Origin of the sequence: Micromonospora sp. NPDC047793 (assembly GCF_040642635.1) — a bacterium.
In the GTDB taxonomy this organism is placed as follows: domain Bacteria; phylum Actinomycetota; class Actinomycetes; order Mycobacteriales; family Micromonosporaceae; genus Micromonospora.
Genome location: NZ_JBEYSG010000001.1, coordinates 87,592 through 102,191 on the forward strand (window position 1 = coordinate 87,592; position 14,600 = coordinate 102,191).

The 14,600-nt window shown below is 72.5% G+C and carries 13 protein-coding genes; 8 read left to right on the plus strand and 5 right to left on the minus strand.

Annotated features, from left to right (window positions below; genetic code table 11):
* Positions 1-111: 111 nt before the first annotated feature.
* Positions 112-2,550 (minus strand): transglycosylase domain-containing protein, encoded by a 2,439-nt coding sequence (locus ABZ738_RS00400; RefSeq protein WP_357210101.1) that lies wholly within the window; start codon positions 2,548-2,550, stop codon positions 112-114.
* Positions 2,551-2,954: 404 nt separating this feature from the next.
* Between ABZ738_RS00400 and ABZ738_RS00405 the strand changes: the two genes are divergently transcribed.
* Entirely contained in the window at positions 2,955-3,269 is a 315-nt protein-coding gene (locus ABZ738_RS00405; protein ID WP_131051593.1) for a WhiB family transcriptional regulator, read from the plus strand.
* A 9-nt stretch (positions 3,270-3,278) separates the two neighbouring features.
* Here ABZ738_RS00405 and ABZ738_RS00410 read toward each other — a convergent pair whose 3' ends face one another.
* Genes ABZ738_RS00410 through ABZ738_RS00420 form a run of 3 tightly spaced genes read right to left on the minus strand, consistent with a single transcriptional unit; the run spans position 3,279 to position 6,081 of the window.
* A complete protein-coding gene (locus ABZ738_RS00410) occupies positions 3,279-4,430 on the minus strand; it encodes an ArsA-related P-loop ATPase (protein ID WP_176095452.1) in 1,152 nt (383 codons plus the stop codon).
* Positions 4,431-4,483: 53 nt separating this feature from the next.
* Complete coding sequence (locus tag ABZ738_RS00415) at positions 4,484-5,461, minus strand: ArsA-related P-loop ATPase (RefSeq protein ID WP_131051591.1); 978 nt, start codon at positions 5,459-5,461, stop codon at positions 4,484-4,486.
* Positions 5,462-5,487: 26 nt separating this feature from the next.
* Complete coding sequence (locus tag ABZ738_RS00420; RefSeq protein ID WP_131051590.1) at positions 5,488-6,081, minus strand: hypothetical protein; 594 nt, start codon at positions 6,079-6,081, stop codon at positions 5,488-5,490.
* Positions 6,082-6,408: 327 nt separating this feature from the next.
* Between ABZ738_RS00420 and ABZ738_RS00425 the strand changes: the two genes are divergently transcribed.
* The 7 genes from ABZ738_RS00425 (at position 6,409) to ABZ738_RS00455 (ending at position 14,212) form a co-directional block, all read left to right on the plus strand.
* On the plus strand, positions 6,409-6,885 hold the full coding sequence (locus tag ABZ738_RS00425; protein ID WP_131051589.1) for a hypothetical protein: 477 nt from the start codon (positions 6,409-6,411) through the stop codon (positions 6,883-6,885).
* A gap of 62 nt (positions 6,886-6,947) precedes the next feature.
* Entirely contained in the window at positions 6,948-7,103 is a 156-nt protein-coding gene (locus ABZ738_RS00430) for a DUF4177 domain-containing protein (RefSeq protein WP_013736319.1), read from the plus strand.
* Positions 7,104-7,107: 4 nt separating this feature from the next.
* Positions 7,108-7,569 carry a RidA family protein gene (locus tag ABZ738_RS00435; RefSeq protein ID WP_131051588.1) on the plus strand — a complete coding sequence of 154 codons (462 nt, stop codon included), beginning with the start codon at positions 7,108-7,110 and terminating at the stop codon, positions 7,567-7,569.
* Between the two features lie 115 nt (positions 7,570-7,684).
* On the plus strand, positions 7,685-8,509 hold the full coding sequence (locus ABZ738_RS00440; RefSeq protein WP_357210105.1) for an MBL fold metallo-hydrolase: 825 nt from the start codon (positions 7,685-7,687) through the stop codon (positions 8,507-8,509).
* Entirely contained in the window at positions 8,506-12,123 is a 3,618-nt protein-coding gene (locus tag ABZ738_RS00445) for an adenylate/guanylate cyclase domain-containing protein (RefSeq protein WP_176095448.1), read from the plus strand. Before ABZ738_RS00440 ends, ABZ738_RS00445 begins: the two co-directional genes overlap by 4 nt.
* A 144-nt stretch (positions 12,124-12,267) precedes the next feature.
* Positions 12,268-12,711, plus strand: a complete 444-nt coding sequence (locus ABZ738_RS00450) for a hypothetical protein (RefSeq protein ID WP_131054420.1) — start codon at positions 12,268-12,270, stop codon at positions 12,709-12,711.
* A 31-nt stretch (positions 12,712-12,742) separates the two neighbouring features.
* Positions 12,743-14,212: a serine/threonine-protein kinase gene (locus ABZ738_RS00455; protein WP_131054421.1), complete on the plus strand. Its 1,470-nt coding sequence runs from the start codon at positions 12,743-12,745 to the stop codon at positions 14,210-14,212.
* A 6-nt stretch (positions 14,213-14,218) separates the two neighbouring features.
* Here ABZ738_RS00455 and ABZ738_RS00460 read toward each other — a convergent pair whose 3' ends face one another.
* Positions 14,219-14,548, minus strand: a complete 330-nt coding sequence (locus ABZ738_RS00460) for a hypothetical protein (RefSeq protein ID WP_131054422.1) — start codon at positions 14,546-14,548, stop codon at positions 14,219-14,221.
* Positions 14,549-14,600 lie beyond the last annotated feature (52 nt).

The window sequence follows — 14,600 nt, forward strand, 5'->3', positions numbered from 1 at the left end:
GGCCGGTACGCCCCGGACGCGGCGCTACCGCTGATCACTCCCGACGACGCGGAACGGGCGGGCATCCCTCTCCAGGGTTGCCCGCCCGTTCGCGTGCGGTCTCAGCGGTGATCAGCCGCCAGGTCTGCCCGGCGGTCGACCGGGACTGCTCGGCGTACCACCCGGAGGGCCGTTACCGGCGTTGCTTCCGCCACCACCGGCGCTGACCAGGATCGTCACGATCCCGTTCTTGATGGTGCGACCGTCAGGGCTGGTGCCGGCCGCGGTGCCCGCCGCGCATTCCGAGGCGACCCGGTTGCTGGAGACGACCGGCTGGAACCCGGCACCGGAGATGCGTGATCTGGCCTCGTCGACGGAGAGGCACTTGACGCCGGGGATGCTGCGCTGGTCGCCCTCGGAGATCTTCTTGCCGGGCGGGTCGAAGTTGATCCTCTTTTTGCCGTCCATCGCGGCCTTCAACGTCTCGTTGACCGGCGGGTTGATGCCGTCCGCCGCGTTGTGCCTCATCTTGACGTTGGTCTGCGGCCAGTCCGGGTCGGCCATGATGCCGGCGACCGCGTACTGCTTGGTCATCGCGACCAGGGAGGCGGTCTTCTCGGAGTCGGTGGTGCCGGACTTGCCGGCGACCGGAGCGTTGACGACGACCTTGGTCTGCGGGGACGTCCGGCTGCTACCACACTTGGTGGTGGGGGAGTTGTCGCCGACCGGGCAGCGGGCCGCGTCCACGGCCGCCCGGGCCACGTCCGTGCTGATCCGCTTCTCGCAGCGCGGGTTCGCCACGTCCAGCTTGTTCTTGTCGAGATCGCGGATCTCCTGCACCGGGGTCGGCTCGCAGTACTTGCCGTCGGCCGCCAGCGTGGCGTAGGAGTTGGCCAACTCCAGCGGGGTGACCTGCGAGACGCCGAGCGTGAAAGCGCCCCACTGGTTCGCCGACTCCTTGGTGCGCGCGAGGTCCGCGTCCTCGCGCTCCCGGAACTGGATGCCCAGGCGCTTGGCCACGTCCACCACGTTCGCCGCGCCCACCTGCTGTTGCAGCGGGACGAAGTACGTGTTGGTCGAGGCCGAGAAGGCGCTCCACATGTCCTTCACGCCACCGGGCTGGAGGTTCGAGTTGGTCGGACAGTAGAAGTGCGTACCCTCGCAGGCGGCCGGGCTGCTGGGGCTGATGATGTACTCCGACTTGAACTGCCGCGGCGCGTTGATGGTGTAGCTGAGCGGGATGCCCTTCTCCAGTGCGGCCACGATCGTGAAGATCTTGAAGACCGAGCCGGCCTGGTAGCCGGTGATCCCGTCACCGCCGGTCAGCAGCGGGTTGACCGTGTTCGGATAGTTGCCGAGCTTGCCGTTCCCGCGTTGCTTGGGGTCGCTGTGCGGCAGGTTCTTCGGCTTGTTCGGGTTGTCCAGCTTGAAGTTGCGGTTGACCGAGAGGGCACGGACCCGGCCGGTGCCGGGCTCGACCACCGCGATCATCGCGGCTTCCTTGGACTTCACCGACTTGGCCTTGCGGACCGCCTTGTCGGCGCCCTCCTGGGCCTGCTTGTCCAGGGTGGTGATGATCGTGTAGCCGCCGCTCTTGAGCCGCCGCTCCCGGTCGTACGTGGTCGAGCCGAACGTCTCCTGCGACATCCACCAGCGGTAGAAGTAGTCGCAGAAGAAGCCCCAGGCGTTCTTGTTCGTCGCGACGCAGCCGTTCGGCGCCCGCTTGCCCTTGACCACCAGCTTGACTGCCTTGGCCTTGTCGGCGTCCTCCTGGGTGACGGCACCGGTCTTGACCATGTTGTCGATCACGTAGTCGCGCCGGGCGACCGCCTGCGGGTAGCCGCTCTTGGTGGTCGGGTCGAACGAGGTCGGCGCCTTCACGAGGCCGGCCAGCATGGCGGCCTCGTCGACCGTCAGGTCCTTCGGCGGCTTGCTGAAGTAGACCTGGCTGGCGGCGTAGACGCCGTACGCGCCGTTGCCGAACGCGGCGAGGTTGAGGTAGCTCTCCAGGATCTGGTCCTTGGTGAGCGTCTTCTCGATCTGCAACGCGTAGTTCATCTCGCGCAGCTTGCGGGCGCTGGTGTCCTCAGTCGCGGCGACCACGTCGGCCGGGTGCGTCGCCGAGTACGCGATGCCCATCCGGACGTACTGCATGGTCAGCGTCGAGGCGCCCTGCCGGTCGTTGCCGGCGGCGCTGTTGTTGACGAAGGCGCGGGCGACGCCGTTGAGGTCGACTCCGTTGTGGTTGTAGAAGTCGTGGTCCTCGGCCGCGATGATCGCGTTGCGCATGTTCTCGCCGATGTCGGCGAACTTGATGTCCCGCCGGTTCTCGTCGTACATCGTGGCCAGTGGTGTCTTCTTGTCGGACGCCAGCAGGTAGCTGATCTGGGGGGCGCGGGACACCGTCAGTTCCTTCGGCAGCGCGCCGAAGGTCTCCGCGCCGGCCTTGGCGGCCAGGCCAGACATCGCCACCGCGGGGAATGCCGCTGCGGCGACCACTACGCCGGCCAACAACCCACAGATGAGCAGCGATGCGGCGTTGGTCAGAATGTTGTGGTCACGTTTCCGCATCCAGGTCACCTCGACAGGGTACGCGAACAGGTAACGAGGGGCGCTGGGGCGTCTTTTCCCCATTTCCTGCGCGCGCCGTCCTCGTTGTGCTAGACGCGTGGCACCGGAGATCTGGTTGCGTGTGATCCGTGCCGAGTTTCCTCCGCGTGGGGGGTGGCGCGCAGCGTTTTCGCGGACTCGGGCGGGGTAAGCGGGGGCCCCGAGCCCGAGAAGCCGGGAGTGTCCGGAATGATGGATTTGGCCGACAACGTTGCGTAATCGGGTGACTACAGAGCATGATGGTTGCGGCGACAGCGCCACATGTCGTCTGTGCCGCCTTGGGGTAAGGCGTGCCGGATGACCGGGGGGAATTGCCGGCTGACCCGCGACGGCGTCGGTAGTACTGCAAGGGGGGACGAGTACAGATGGGCATGATCACTGACTGGCCGTCGTTGGCGGCATGTCAGAACGGGGACCCGGACGCGTTGTTCGTACAGGGCGCCGAACAGAACGTGGCCAAGCGGATCTGCCGGAGTTGCCCAGTCCGCTACGAGTGCCTGGCCGACGCGCTGGACAACCGCATCGAGTTCGGCGTCTGGGGCGGCATGACCGAACGCGAACGCCGGGCACTGCTGCGTCGGCACCCGCAGGTCACCAGCTGGCGCAAGATGTTCGAGGCGGCGATGAAGAAGAACGCCAAGGACAAGGTCGGCAAGGACAAGATTCTCGCCACCACCTGACCGGCACGGTCAGGAGCGGCCGATCGCCGCACCGATCGTCCGCAGCCCGTCGACGTCGTGCACGTCGGCGGGCTGTGCCGTCACCGAGACCGCCGGCACCTGCGGAAACGCCTCGGTGAACCGTGCCGCCACACGCTTCTCGCGAACCGCCTGCTCGGACAGGGCCGCGTGGGCCCGCAACACCTCGACGACGCCCTCGTGGCCCCCGGTCGAGGCCAGCCGGTCGGCGGCGGCCCGGCTGGCCGACGCGTCCAACCCGGTGTCGGCCGGGCGATGCACCCGGTTGAGCACGAGACCGGCCAGCGGCATGTTCTCCTCCCGCAGGCGTCCGGCGAAGTAGGCGGCCTCCCGGACCGCGTCCGGCTCCGGGGCCGCGACCAGCAGGAACGCCGTCTCGTTCGCCTGGAGGATGCGGTACGTCTGCTCCGCCCGCTGCCGGAACCCGCCGAACATCGAGTCGAGCGCGGCCACGAAGCCGGACAGGTCGGTCAGCAACTGCGCGCCGAGGATCTTCTGTACCACTCGGGAGAACATCCCGAACGAGGCGGTGACCAGGCTGAACATGCTGCGCCCGCCGGTCCGCGCCGGGGCCAGCAACAGGCGCAGCATCCGTCCGTCGAGGAACCGGGACAGTCGGGCCGGCGCGTCCAGGAAGTCCAGCGCCGACCGCGACGGTGGGGTGTCCACCACGATCAGGTCCCAGTCGCCCCGTGCGTGCAACTGGCCCAGCTTCTCCATCGCCATGTACTCCTGCGTACCGGCGAAGGTGGAACTCATCGCCTGGTAGAAGGGGTTCGCGAAGATCTCGGCGGCCTTCGTCGGGTCGGTGTGCGCGAGCACCACGTCGTCGAAGGTGCGCTTCATGTCGAGCATCATGGCGTGCAACTCGCCGCCGCTCTCCTCGACGTCGATCCCCTTCACCTGCCGGGGCGTGTTGTCCAGCTCGGTCAGGCCGAGCGACTGGGCCAGCCGGCGGGCCGGGTCGATGGTGAGCACCACCGTACGGCGACCGTGTCGCTCGGCCGCACGGAGTGCGAGCGCGGCGGCCGTGGTCGTCTTACCCACCCCGCCCGCACCGCAGCAGACCACGATCCGTACGCCGGAATCGGCCAGGATCCGGTCGACGTCCAGCGGCGGTGCGGCGTTGTCGGAAGGCACCATTCGAGCGTATCGGCCCGACCCGGTCCGCGCGGCGGGCCGACGTCAGGTGTGAGTCAATCGCCCTTCACCAGGGCTGCGGCGAGCACGTCCAGGCCGGCGCGGTCCACCCCGTCGGGCAGCAGGGGCAGCTCCACCAGGGGCACGTCGAGTTCCGCCAGATCGGCGCGGAGCGAGTCCTCCAGATCCCGGCGGACGGCCTGGTCACGTGCCTCGTCGCGCAACCCGGCGAGGACGCGCCGGTCGGCGGACAACCCGGCGGCGCGCAGCCCCCGCTCCAGTTCCGCCTCGGTGACCATCCGTCCCGCCGGCAGCGGTGGCCGGGTCCCGTTGACGATCACCCGGCCCACCCCGAAACCGAGCGAGGCCAGCTCGGCGATCGCGTCGACGGTCTCCTGGACCGGCATCTCCTCCAACAGCGTCACCACGTGCACGGCGGTCATCGGCGACCGCAGCAGCACCGAGACCCCCTCGCTCTGGGTCTTGATCGGGCCGACCTTGGCCAGCCGGGCGGTCTCCGCGGTCACGTTCAGGAAGCGCGCGATCCGGCCGGTCGGTGGGGCGTCCAGCACCACCGCGTCGTACACCCGCCGTTGCTCGACCCTGCGGGTGGTGGCCTCCTTGACCTTGCCGGTGAGCAGCACGTCGCGCAGGCCGGGGGCGATGGTGGTGGCGAAGTCGATCGCGCCGAGCTTGCGCAGCGCCCGGCCGGCGGCACCCAGCTTGTAGAACATGTCCAGGTACTCCAGCAGGGCCTCCTCGGCGTCCACCGTGAGCGCCCACATCTCACCGCCGTCCGCCGCGTCCGCCAGACGCCGCTCGGCGTACGGCAACGGGTCGGTGCCGAAGAGCTGGGCGATGCCCTGCCGCCCCTCCACCTCGACCAGCAGTGTGCGCCGCCCACCGGCGGCCAGGGCAAGGGCCAGGGCGGCGGCCACGCTGGTCTTGCCCGTGCCGCCCTTGCCGGTCACCACGTGCAGTCGGGCGGGCCACTCCGTGCCGGCCCGGTCGGCCGGGCGCTGCGCTGCTCCCACCGGCCGAGCCTATCCAGCCGGCCGGCTCAGGCGACCTCGCAGACCCACCAGCCGCTCTTCCGGATCACGGTGAAGCGCAGGTCCTGGTCGGCGATCTTCTCGTCGGCGGTGGTCACCGTCACGGTGGTGGTGACGGTGGCGCGGTCCCCGGTCTCGTTGTCCACCGTCGGGGTGTCCCAGCGGAAGCGGGGGCTCTGGTGGGCCGCCACGTACTGCTCGACCTCGGTGACCTTGGCCCGGATCCGGTCCTGGTCGCGTGCGCCGGTGCAGACCAGTCGGGCCGCCTTGGCCGCGTCCCGCTCCTGGTAAACGGCGGTGAGGAAGTCGTCGACCGCGACCGACGGATCCTGGGCACCCTCGCCGGACTCGGCGTTGCGCACGGTCAGGAACGCCACCACGCCGCCGCCCGCGCAGAGCAGCAGCACCACGGCCAGGGCGATCGAGGCCACCATGGCGCCACCCCGTTTGCGGGGTGGCGCGGTCGGTGGCGGGTACGGCGGATGGCTGCCGGGCGACGCCGTGACCGGTTCCGGACCGGCCGGCGAGGAGGGGGCGACCGGTGGGCCGGCCGGCAGCGGGTCGGTGGGGCCGGTCGGGCCGCCTGCGGGTGGCTGGGTCATCGCGTACCCCCGGGTGCGGCGCACCGTCGCGCGACAGCGACGGGCGTGGGATTGGGGCGGCCGGGCCGTGCGCCCGTCCAGACGGGAAGGGTAGCGGTCCATCGGTGGGGTGCGGGGGTCCCGGTGTCACCTGTGCGGACGGCGCCATCAGTTTCCTGCTGATGGGGTGTCGCAAATGTGACGAAAGGCCGCCGGGCGTGCGCGTCCTGTTGATGGGACCGCCGCCGCCGCCCTACCGTCGCTCCGGCACGCCCTGACTGGGCTGGCCGCAGCGGTGCCGGACCGGCCGGCGGCGCCGTGACCAGGTACGACGCCCGGAGGCAGTGCATGCGCGACATCGACAACACCCCCCGAGCCCAGTTCTCCGTCGGGGGGCGGCGGGGCAGCCGGACGGCCGGCGGCGACCCCTCCGGCCGGTTGCCGGTCAACGAGCGGTCGTACCGGCGTCCCGCCGACCCGGTCGGCATGGTCGAGCCGGCCGGTGGGCGGGACGACGAGGTTCCGGGCTACGTCATCCACCTGCCCGTCCGGGTGGCCGACCTGGCCGCCGCGACCGCGCTGGCGGCCCGGGTGGCGACCTCGCTGAACTTCCTGCCCGAGCTGGACGCGGGGGAGACCGAGGTGTCCACCGCCGACGACCAGAACAACCGGCACCGGGTCTTCTGCGACCTGCTGCTGCCCGACCGCACCCGGTGCCCCCAGCCGTACGACCACAAGGGGCTCTGCGGGGACGTGTCGATCGCCCCCGAGCAGCGTCCCGCCACGGAGCAGTGGCCGACCTCGGAGCAGCGTCCCGCGTCCTGACCGGCCGGCGGACCGTAGGCTGTGCCCCGAAGTGTCCATGCCACCGAGGGAGCTCTCCACCGATGCAGAAGTGGGAATACGCCACGGTCCCGCTGCTGGTCCACGCGACCAAGCAGATCCTCGACAACTGGGGTGAGGACGGCTGGGAACTGGTCTCCGTCGTACCCGGGCCGAACCCGGAGCAGCTCGTCGCCTACCTCAAGCGCCCGAAGGCATAAGGCCGTGAGCAACGGACCGCACGGGAAGTTGGCGGAACTCGGGCTGGAGCTGCCGGAGGTGGTCCCGCCGGTGGCGAGCTACGTCCCGGCGGTGCAGTCCGGCCAGCACGTGTACGTCTCCGGGCAACTCCCGATGGCCGAGGGCAAGCTGCTGGCCACCGGCAAGGTCGGTGCCGGCGTCTCCGCCGACCAGGCCAAGCAGCTCGCCGAGCGGTGCGCCCTCAACGCGCTCGCCGCGATCGACTCGCTGGTCGGCCTGGAGAACGTCGTCAAGATCGTCAAGTTGACCGGCTTCGTGGCCAGCGCCCCCGGCTTCACCGGTCAGCCCGGCGTCATCAACGGAGCGTCCGACCTGTTCGGCGCCGTGTTCGGTGAGGCCGGTCGGCACGCCCGGTCGGCCGTCGGCGTGGCCGAGCTGCCGCTCGACGCGCCGGTCGAGGTCGAGGTCATCGTCGAGGTCGCCTGACCGCACCGCCGCGATCTTGTGGTTCCGGCCGGACGAAGGCCCCTAACGAGGGCGAATCGGGGACCAGAACTGCAAGATCGCGGAGGTGCGTGCCCGGGGTCGTACGATCGCAGCCATGGGAGGGCATGTGACGGGGGCGGTGAGCGCCCTCGCCAGCGAGTTGCCGGAGTGGGTGACGCTGCTGCGGGCACCAAATCCGGGGCCGATGACGCTGGACGGCACCAACACCTGGCTGCTGCGCGCCCCGGGCGCGGCGTACGGCGTCGTGGTCGACCCGGGGCCGGCCGACGAGGACCACCTGGCCGCGATCGCGCAGTGGGGACCGGTCGGCCTGGTGCTGATCACCCACGGGCATCCGGACCACACCGAAGCCTCGCCGCGCCTGCACGAGATGCTCGGCGGTGCGCCGGTACGCGCCGCCGACCCGGCGCACAGCATCGGCGGTCCGGCACTCGACGCCGCCGGAGACGTGGACGGGCACGGGCTGACGATCCGGCTCGTACCCACCCCCGGGCACACCGCCGACTCGGTCTGCTTCCTGGTCGAGCACGGTGGCCGGCAGGTGGTCCTGACCGGCGACACCATTCTCGGGCGGGGCACCACCGTGGTCGCCCATCCGGACGGCCACCTCGGCGACTACCTGGCCAGCCTGGAACTGCTCGCCACGTACCGGGGGATCCCGGCGTTGCCGGGCCACGGGCCGGCGCTGGCCGACTGCGGCGCCGCCGCCGACTTCTACCTGGCCCACCGGCGGGCCCGCCTGGACCAGGTCCGGGCGGCGCGCGACGGTGGGGCGCGGACCCCGGCCGAGGTGGTCGCCGTCGTCTACGCCGACGTGGACCGGTCGCTCTGGTGGGCGGCGGAGTGGTCCGTGCGCGCCCAACTGGAGTACCTGGGCCGGGAATCCGAGGGTGACGCCGCGAGGTTGGACCGACCGTGACCTGCCCGGTGTGCGGAACCGTCGCCGTGCCCGGCGCCCGGTTCTGCCACAACTGCGGCGCCGCGCTGCCGGCCGCCGCCACCCTGCCCGCCGCCGAGCGGCGGGTGGTCACCGTGCTCTTCGGCGACCTGTCCGACTTCACCTCCTGGTCCGAGGACCTCGACCCGGAACGCGTCGGCGCGGTCACCGACCGCGTGCTGGCCGCCCTGGCCGGCGCGGTGAAGACCTTCGGCGGGCACGTCGACAAACTCACCGGTGACGGGATCATGGCGGTCTTCGGCGCTCCGGTCGCGCACGAGGACGACGCCGAACGCGCCGTCCGGGCCGCCCTGTCCATGCAGCGGGCGGTCCGCCGGGTGCTCGACGACGAGCGCGGCGGCGGTGCGCCGCTGGGGCTGCGAGTCGGGCTGAACACCGGTGACGTGATCGCCGGCATCCAGGCCGCCATCGAGTACACCGTCATCGGCGACACCGTGAACACCGCCGCACGGCTGGCCGACGCCGCCGCCGTCGGCGCGGTCTACGGCGGGGCGCGGACCGCGGCGGCCACCCGCCACGTCGCCAGCTGGCGGGCGTTGCGGCCGTTGCGGCTCAAGGGCAAGCGCGAGCCGGTCGAGGCGTACGAGCTGCTCGGCCTGCTGGATGCGCCGGGCACCCGTTCCGGCCTCGGCGACGAGGCGCCCTTCGTGGGCCGGGAGACCGAGATCGGCCGGGTCGCCGGCCGGCTGGCCGAGGTGATCGACCGGGGCGAGCCCCGGGTGCTGCTGATGACCGCCGAGGCGGGGATCGGCAAGTCCCGGTTCGCCGCCGAGGTGGAGCGCCTGGCCGCCGGTTACGACGTGGGGGCCGGACGGTACGCGGCACACACCGGTGCCCGGGTCCTCTCGGTACGCTGCGCCGCGTTCGGCGAGCGCCGTCGGCTCGCCCCCCTGGCCGACCTGGTGCGCGCCGCCGCCGGCCTGCCCAACGACACGGCCACGGCGGTCACCCGGGCCGCCGTCGAGGAGCGGCTGCGCCGCCTCGGGCAGCGCCTCAGCCGCTCCCGCACCGCGCCCGCGCCGGTCGCCGTCGACCAGTTGCTGGCCCTGCTCGGGTACGCCGAGCTGCCCGCCGCCGCGCACACCGACCAGAGCGAGTGGACCGCCGCGCAACCGCCACCCGACGCCGAGGCGGTGCCGAACGCGGTGGCCGCCCTGCTGAGCGCGCTCGCCGAGGAGGCGCCGCTGATGGTGGTGGTGGACGACCTGCACGACGCCACCGCGGAGACCATCGGCGCGCTGGAGATCACCCTGTCCCGGCTCGACGGGCCGGTCCTGGTGCTGCTGCTCGGGCGGCCGGAGCTGGTGCGTACCGCGGGCACCCTGGCCCGGGTCGCGGACGCCGAGGTGCAGCCGTTGCCGCCGCTGCGCGGTGCCGACGCGTCCCGCCTGCTCACCAGCTACCTCGGCGGCGGGCGGCTGCCGCAGGCCGACGCCGACCGGCTGCTCGCCACCGCCCAGGGCAACCCGTTCTATCTGGCCGAGCTGATCACCCTGCTGATGGAGCGCGGCGCGCTGACCGCCGGGGCGCGCAACGACTGGCGGCTGGCCCCCGGTTCGCTCGGCAGCCGGCTGCTCTCCCGTGACCTGGCGGCCGTGCTCGCGGCCCGGATCGACGCGCTGCCCGCCGAGGCCCGCTCGGTGCTGCGGGACGCGGCGGTGGTCGGCGACACGGTGCCCGACGGTGCGTTGCAGGCGTTGCGCGACCAGCGGGCCGGGCGCGACGGTCGACCCGCCGCCGTGGTCGCGCTCGAACTGGACCGGGCCGTGGAGGAACTGCTGCAACGCCGCATGCTGCACCGCACGCGCACCGGGTACGCCTTCGCCACCCCGCTGATGCGGGAGGCCGCGTACGCCGGGGTCAGCAAGGCGGAGTTGGCCGAACGGCACGCCGCGCTGGCCCGGTGGGCGAGCCCGGCGGCCAGCGTCACCAGCGGCCTGGGCGGCCCCGACCTGGTCGCGACCGGCACCACGGTCGGTCCGGGCGGCTTCACCGAGGCGGCCCGGGACGACTTCGTGGCGCAGCACGTCGAGCGGGCCACCGCGTTGGCCGACGCGGTCACGTTGCGTCCGGACGCGCCGGCCCGGGCGGTCGCCCCGCTGGGGGTCGCCGCGCTCGGCCGGGCCACCCGGCGCGCGCTGCACGAGGGCGAGCCGGCCCTCGCCGTCGAGTACGCCGAACGCGCGGCCGAACTGGCCCGCGTCGACGGCGTACCGGCGCAGGACCGGGTGGTGCACGCGCGGGCGCTGCTCCAGGTCGGGCGGGTGGCCGACGCGCTGGCGTCGGCCGAGAAGATCGCCGCCAACGCCGGGGACCAGGCGACCACCCGGATCAGCGCGCTGCTGCTCGCAGGGCAGGCCCAGCAGGCCATGGGTGACCTGCGGCGGGCCGAGACCTGCTGGCGGGAGGCGTTGCAGGTGGCCACCGACGCGGACCTGCCGAGCCTGCGGGCCTCGGCGATGCGTCGGCTGGGCATGGCCGACTTCCTGGCCGGCCGGCTCGGCGAGGCGAGCAGCCGGTTGGCCGCCGCGTACCAGGTCAGCCTGGCGGTGCAGGACCGTCGGGGGCAGGCGTGGTCGTTGCAGAACCTGGCCTGGGTGACCACCACCCGGGGCGACTTCGCGGGTACGGACGCGGTGCTCGGCCGGGCCGCCCGACTCTTCGCCGAACTCAAGGACCCGTACGGGCGGGCGTGGCTGCGGGGCACCACCGCCTTCGCCCGGCTGCTGGCCGGTCGACTGAGCGAGGCGCGTCGGCTGGCCCGGATCTTCCTGCCCTTCGGGGAGCGGGTCGGCGAGGCGTGGGCGGTGGGCACGCTCCGGGCGGTCGACGCGTACGCCAACGCGGAGCTGGGCGAACTGCTCGACGCGGACCGGGAGGCCCGTCGGGCGTACCGCGAGTTCGCCGCGGCCTCCGACGAGTGGGGGCAGGGTTTCGCGCTTGTCGTCCGAGGTGTGGTGGCCCGTGGCCTTGGCGAGCCGGAACACGCCGCCGACCTGCTCACCGACGCCCTGGAGTACGCCGGTCGGACCGCCCATCCGCTGCTCACCGGCATGGCCGGCACGCTGCGCGGCTTCGTGGCGCTGGACATGGGCGACGTGGCCGGTGCCGAGCGGTACGCGCGAGCGGTGCTGACCAGTGTGGAGCCGCACAATCCGCAGGCGCCCGCGCAGGTGGGGCCTCGGGTGCTGCTGGCGACGGCCCGGTTGGCAGCCGGTGACTCCGGCACCGCGGTCGGCCTGCTGGCCCCGGTGGCCACCGCCGCCGCCACCTCGCCGTCGCTGTTGTTCTCCCGTCGGCAGTCGATGGCGCGTTACGCCTCGGCACTGCTCGCGCACGGGCAGTACGAGCAGGCGCTGGACTGGGCCCGTCGGGCGGCGGGCACGCCGGCCGAGGACGTCCGCAGCCAGGTGGTCGCGGCCCGGGTACGCGCCGAGGCGCTGGCTGCCTGCGGCCGGCCGGCGGAGGCGTTGACCAGTGCCGAGGAGGCGGTCCGTCTGTCGTTCGCCACCGAGCAGCGCAGCGAGCGCGCCGACGCCGAGGCGCTGTACACCCGGTTGCGCGACGGTCGCTGAGCCGACCCGTCGGCCTGCCGACGTGGTGCGGTGGGGCCGGGTATGTCGGTTCCGGTGATGTGGGCTGTCGGGGCCGACCGATAGCGTGCACGGTGCACGCGGCGGTCAACATGGGCGGTCGTGCCGTCAAGGGGGAGGGCTCAGATGAGGCTGCCGCGCTCGGTCGCCGGCTGGACGGTCGCGGTGTTCGGCGTGTTGGCGCTGGTGATGGGTGCGGTCGGGCTGATCTGGCCGGAGGTGCTGCTCGGGATGCTCGGCTTCGAGATCCCGGCGACCCGGGCGCCCGGCGACTACACGGGCGTGTTCGTGACCGCCTCGTCGATGGCCTCGTTCAACATGGGGGTCTACTACCTGCTCGCCACCGCCACCGAGTGGCGCGCGTTCTTCCGCTTCACGGTGGTGTTCCGGTTGGTCACGTTCACCGTGTTCACTCTCGCGGTGCTGGCCGACGTGGCGCCCGGCCGGTTCTTCGGCGTGGCGGCCTGGGAGGGTGTGGGCGCTCTGGCCACCGCCGCCGGCCTGTGGTGGGACTCCCGGCGCGCCGCGCAGACCGCGCCGGAGCCGTCGCCCGCCGATGCGGTTCACTGAGCCGCCGGTCCAGTTGGGTATTTTCGAAACCGTGACCGACACCCCGCCCGGCGCCCTGCCGACGCCCATCGTGCCTGGTCTGACTGATTTGCGGGTCTTTGCCCGAGGGGGCTATGCGACCGTCTACCGGGCCACCCAGATCTCGGTGGACCGCGAGGTCGCGGTCAAGGTCGAGAACCGCACTCTCGCCAGCGACCGGGACCAGGCCCGCTTCCTGCGCGAGGCGCGTGCGGCCGGTCGGATGTCGTCGCACCCGCACGTGGTCGACCTCTTCGACGTCGGGGTCACCATCGACCAGCACCCCTACCTGATCATGGAGCTCTGCGACGGGTCGTACGCCGAACGGATGCGTACCTCGCCGCTGGGCGCCGCCGAGGCGCGGGACCTGGGCATCAAGATCGCGGACGCGCTCGCCCACTCGCACGCGGCCGGGGTGCTGCACCGCGACGTCAAGCCGGCCAACATCCTCTACTCGCACTTCAACTCGGCGGTGCTGGCCGACTTCGGGCTGGCCGTGGTCGCCGAGATGCGTGACGCCACGGTCGCCCTGGAGGTGCTCACCCCGGCGTACGCCCCGCCGGAGATGTTCAGCCACAGTCCGCCCTCACCGGCGGTGGACGTCTACGCGCTCTGCGCCACGCTCTACGCGGTGATGCACGGTCGGCCGCCACGCTGGCAGACCGAACGCAACCCGAGCCTGGTCACCGTGCTGGAGATGTTCCACCAGCCGATCCCCGGCATCCCCGGGATCCCGGAGGATCTGCTCGACGTGCTCCGCGCCGGGATGGCCAACGACCCGGCGGACCGCCCCTCCGTCGTCCAGTTGCACGACATGCTCGTCGGCCTGCAACTGGAGGGTTTCGGCCCGCCGAGTCCGCCTATCGGCCTGCTCGGCGGCGGATACCACGGCGGTGTCCGGGCGGCGGGTGCGACACCTGACGCCGGGGACACCGGCGCCTCCACCGAGCGCGGCCGGGGACGGCGCTGGTTCCTGGGTGCCACCGGCGTGGTGGCGCTGGCCGCCTCGGCGGGCGTCGGTGCCTGGGCCGCCGGTGGGCTTCAGTCCGGCCAGCCCACCGCCCCGACCCGGCAGATCACGACCGGCGTGCACCGTCCCGGCTGCGCCGCCCTGCCCGAGGCGCTGCCGGAGGGCGCCCGCTGCGCGGAGGAACTGGAGTGCTTCGGCCCGGTGCAGGTGCGCGCCCAGCGGGCCGAGGCCAGCCAGGTGCCGTGCGACACCCGGCACACCTGGGAGAGCTACGCCGCGGGGGAGTTGCCCCCCACGCTGCGCGACGCCGACCACGACGAGATCGTGGCGGATCCGGCCGTCCGCAAGATCTGCAACACGGAGACGTTCCGCCTGGTCAGCGGCATCGACAAGCCCACCGGGTGGAACCTGGAGGTGCTGCCGCCGGCCGACGCGCAGAACGACGCGACCTACCGCTGCCTGGCCGGGCGCGGGCTGGACGGGCTGGCGTCCCCCACCCTCACCGGGAGCTGACCGGGGTCAGTGGCTCGCGTCGCGGCGGTAGCGGTCCCGCATCGCCCGGACGGCTTCCCGGTCGCCGAGCGTCTCCAGGGTGTCCGCGTCGATGCCGGGCGCCTGTGCCATCGGGTGGACCGGTGGGGGTGGAGGTGGCGTGTCGACCGGGGCGGCCTGCCGGGCGGCGGTGACCGCCACCCCGGTGACGATGGCGAGCAGGACGCAGCCCAGGGCCATCGCGACCCCCAGCAGGTCCTGCCGGGGCCCGACGATCAGTGCCACCAGCAGCCACAGCGATCCGAGTGCGGCGAGCACCGCCACGGTGCGCGCGTCAGGTCCGGGGATGCGTCTCACGCGTCCAGAATGTCGGAGATTGCCGATCTGTCAACAGCAGACGGTCGAGCGC

Excerpts from the sequence above, each read along its gene's own strand:
- ABZ738_RS00400 (WP_357210101.1), bottom strand. The coding sequence starts at position 2,550 with ATGCGGAAACGTGACCACAACATTCTGACCAACGCCGCATCGCTGCTC.
- ABZ738_RS00405 (WP_131051593.1), top strand. The coding sequence starts at position 2,955 with ATGGGCATGATCACTGACTGGCCGTCGTTGGCGGCATGTCAGAACGGG.
- ABZ738_RS00410 (WP_176095452.1), bottom strand. The coding sequence starts at position 4,430 with ATGGTGCCTTCCGACAACGCCGCACCGCCGCTGGACGTCGACCGGATC.
- ABZ738_RS00420 (WP_131051590.1), bottom strand. The coding sequence starts at position 6,081 with ATGACCCAGCCACCCGCAGGCGGCCCGACCGGCCCCACCGACCCGCTG.
- ABZ738_RS00425 (WP_131051589.1), top strand. The coding sequence starts at position 6,409 with ATGCGCGACATCGACAACACCCCCCGAGCCCAGTTCTCCGTCGGGGGG.
- ABZ738_RS00430 (WP_013736319.1), top strand. The coding sequence starts at position 6,948 with ATGCAGAAGTGGGAATACGCCACGGTCCCGCTGCTGGTCCACGCGACC.
- ABZ738_RS00440 (WP_357210105.1), top strand. The coding sequence starts at position 7,685 with ATGGGAGGGCATGTGACGGGGGCGGTGAGCGCCCTCGCCAGCGAGTTG.
- ABZ738_RS00450 (WP_131054420.1), top strand. The coding sequence starts at position 12,268 with ATGAGGCTGCCGCGCTCGGTCGCCGGCTGGACGGTCGCGGTGTTCGGC.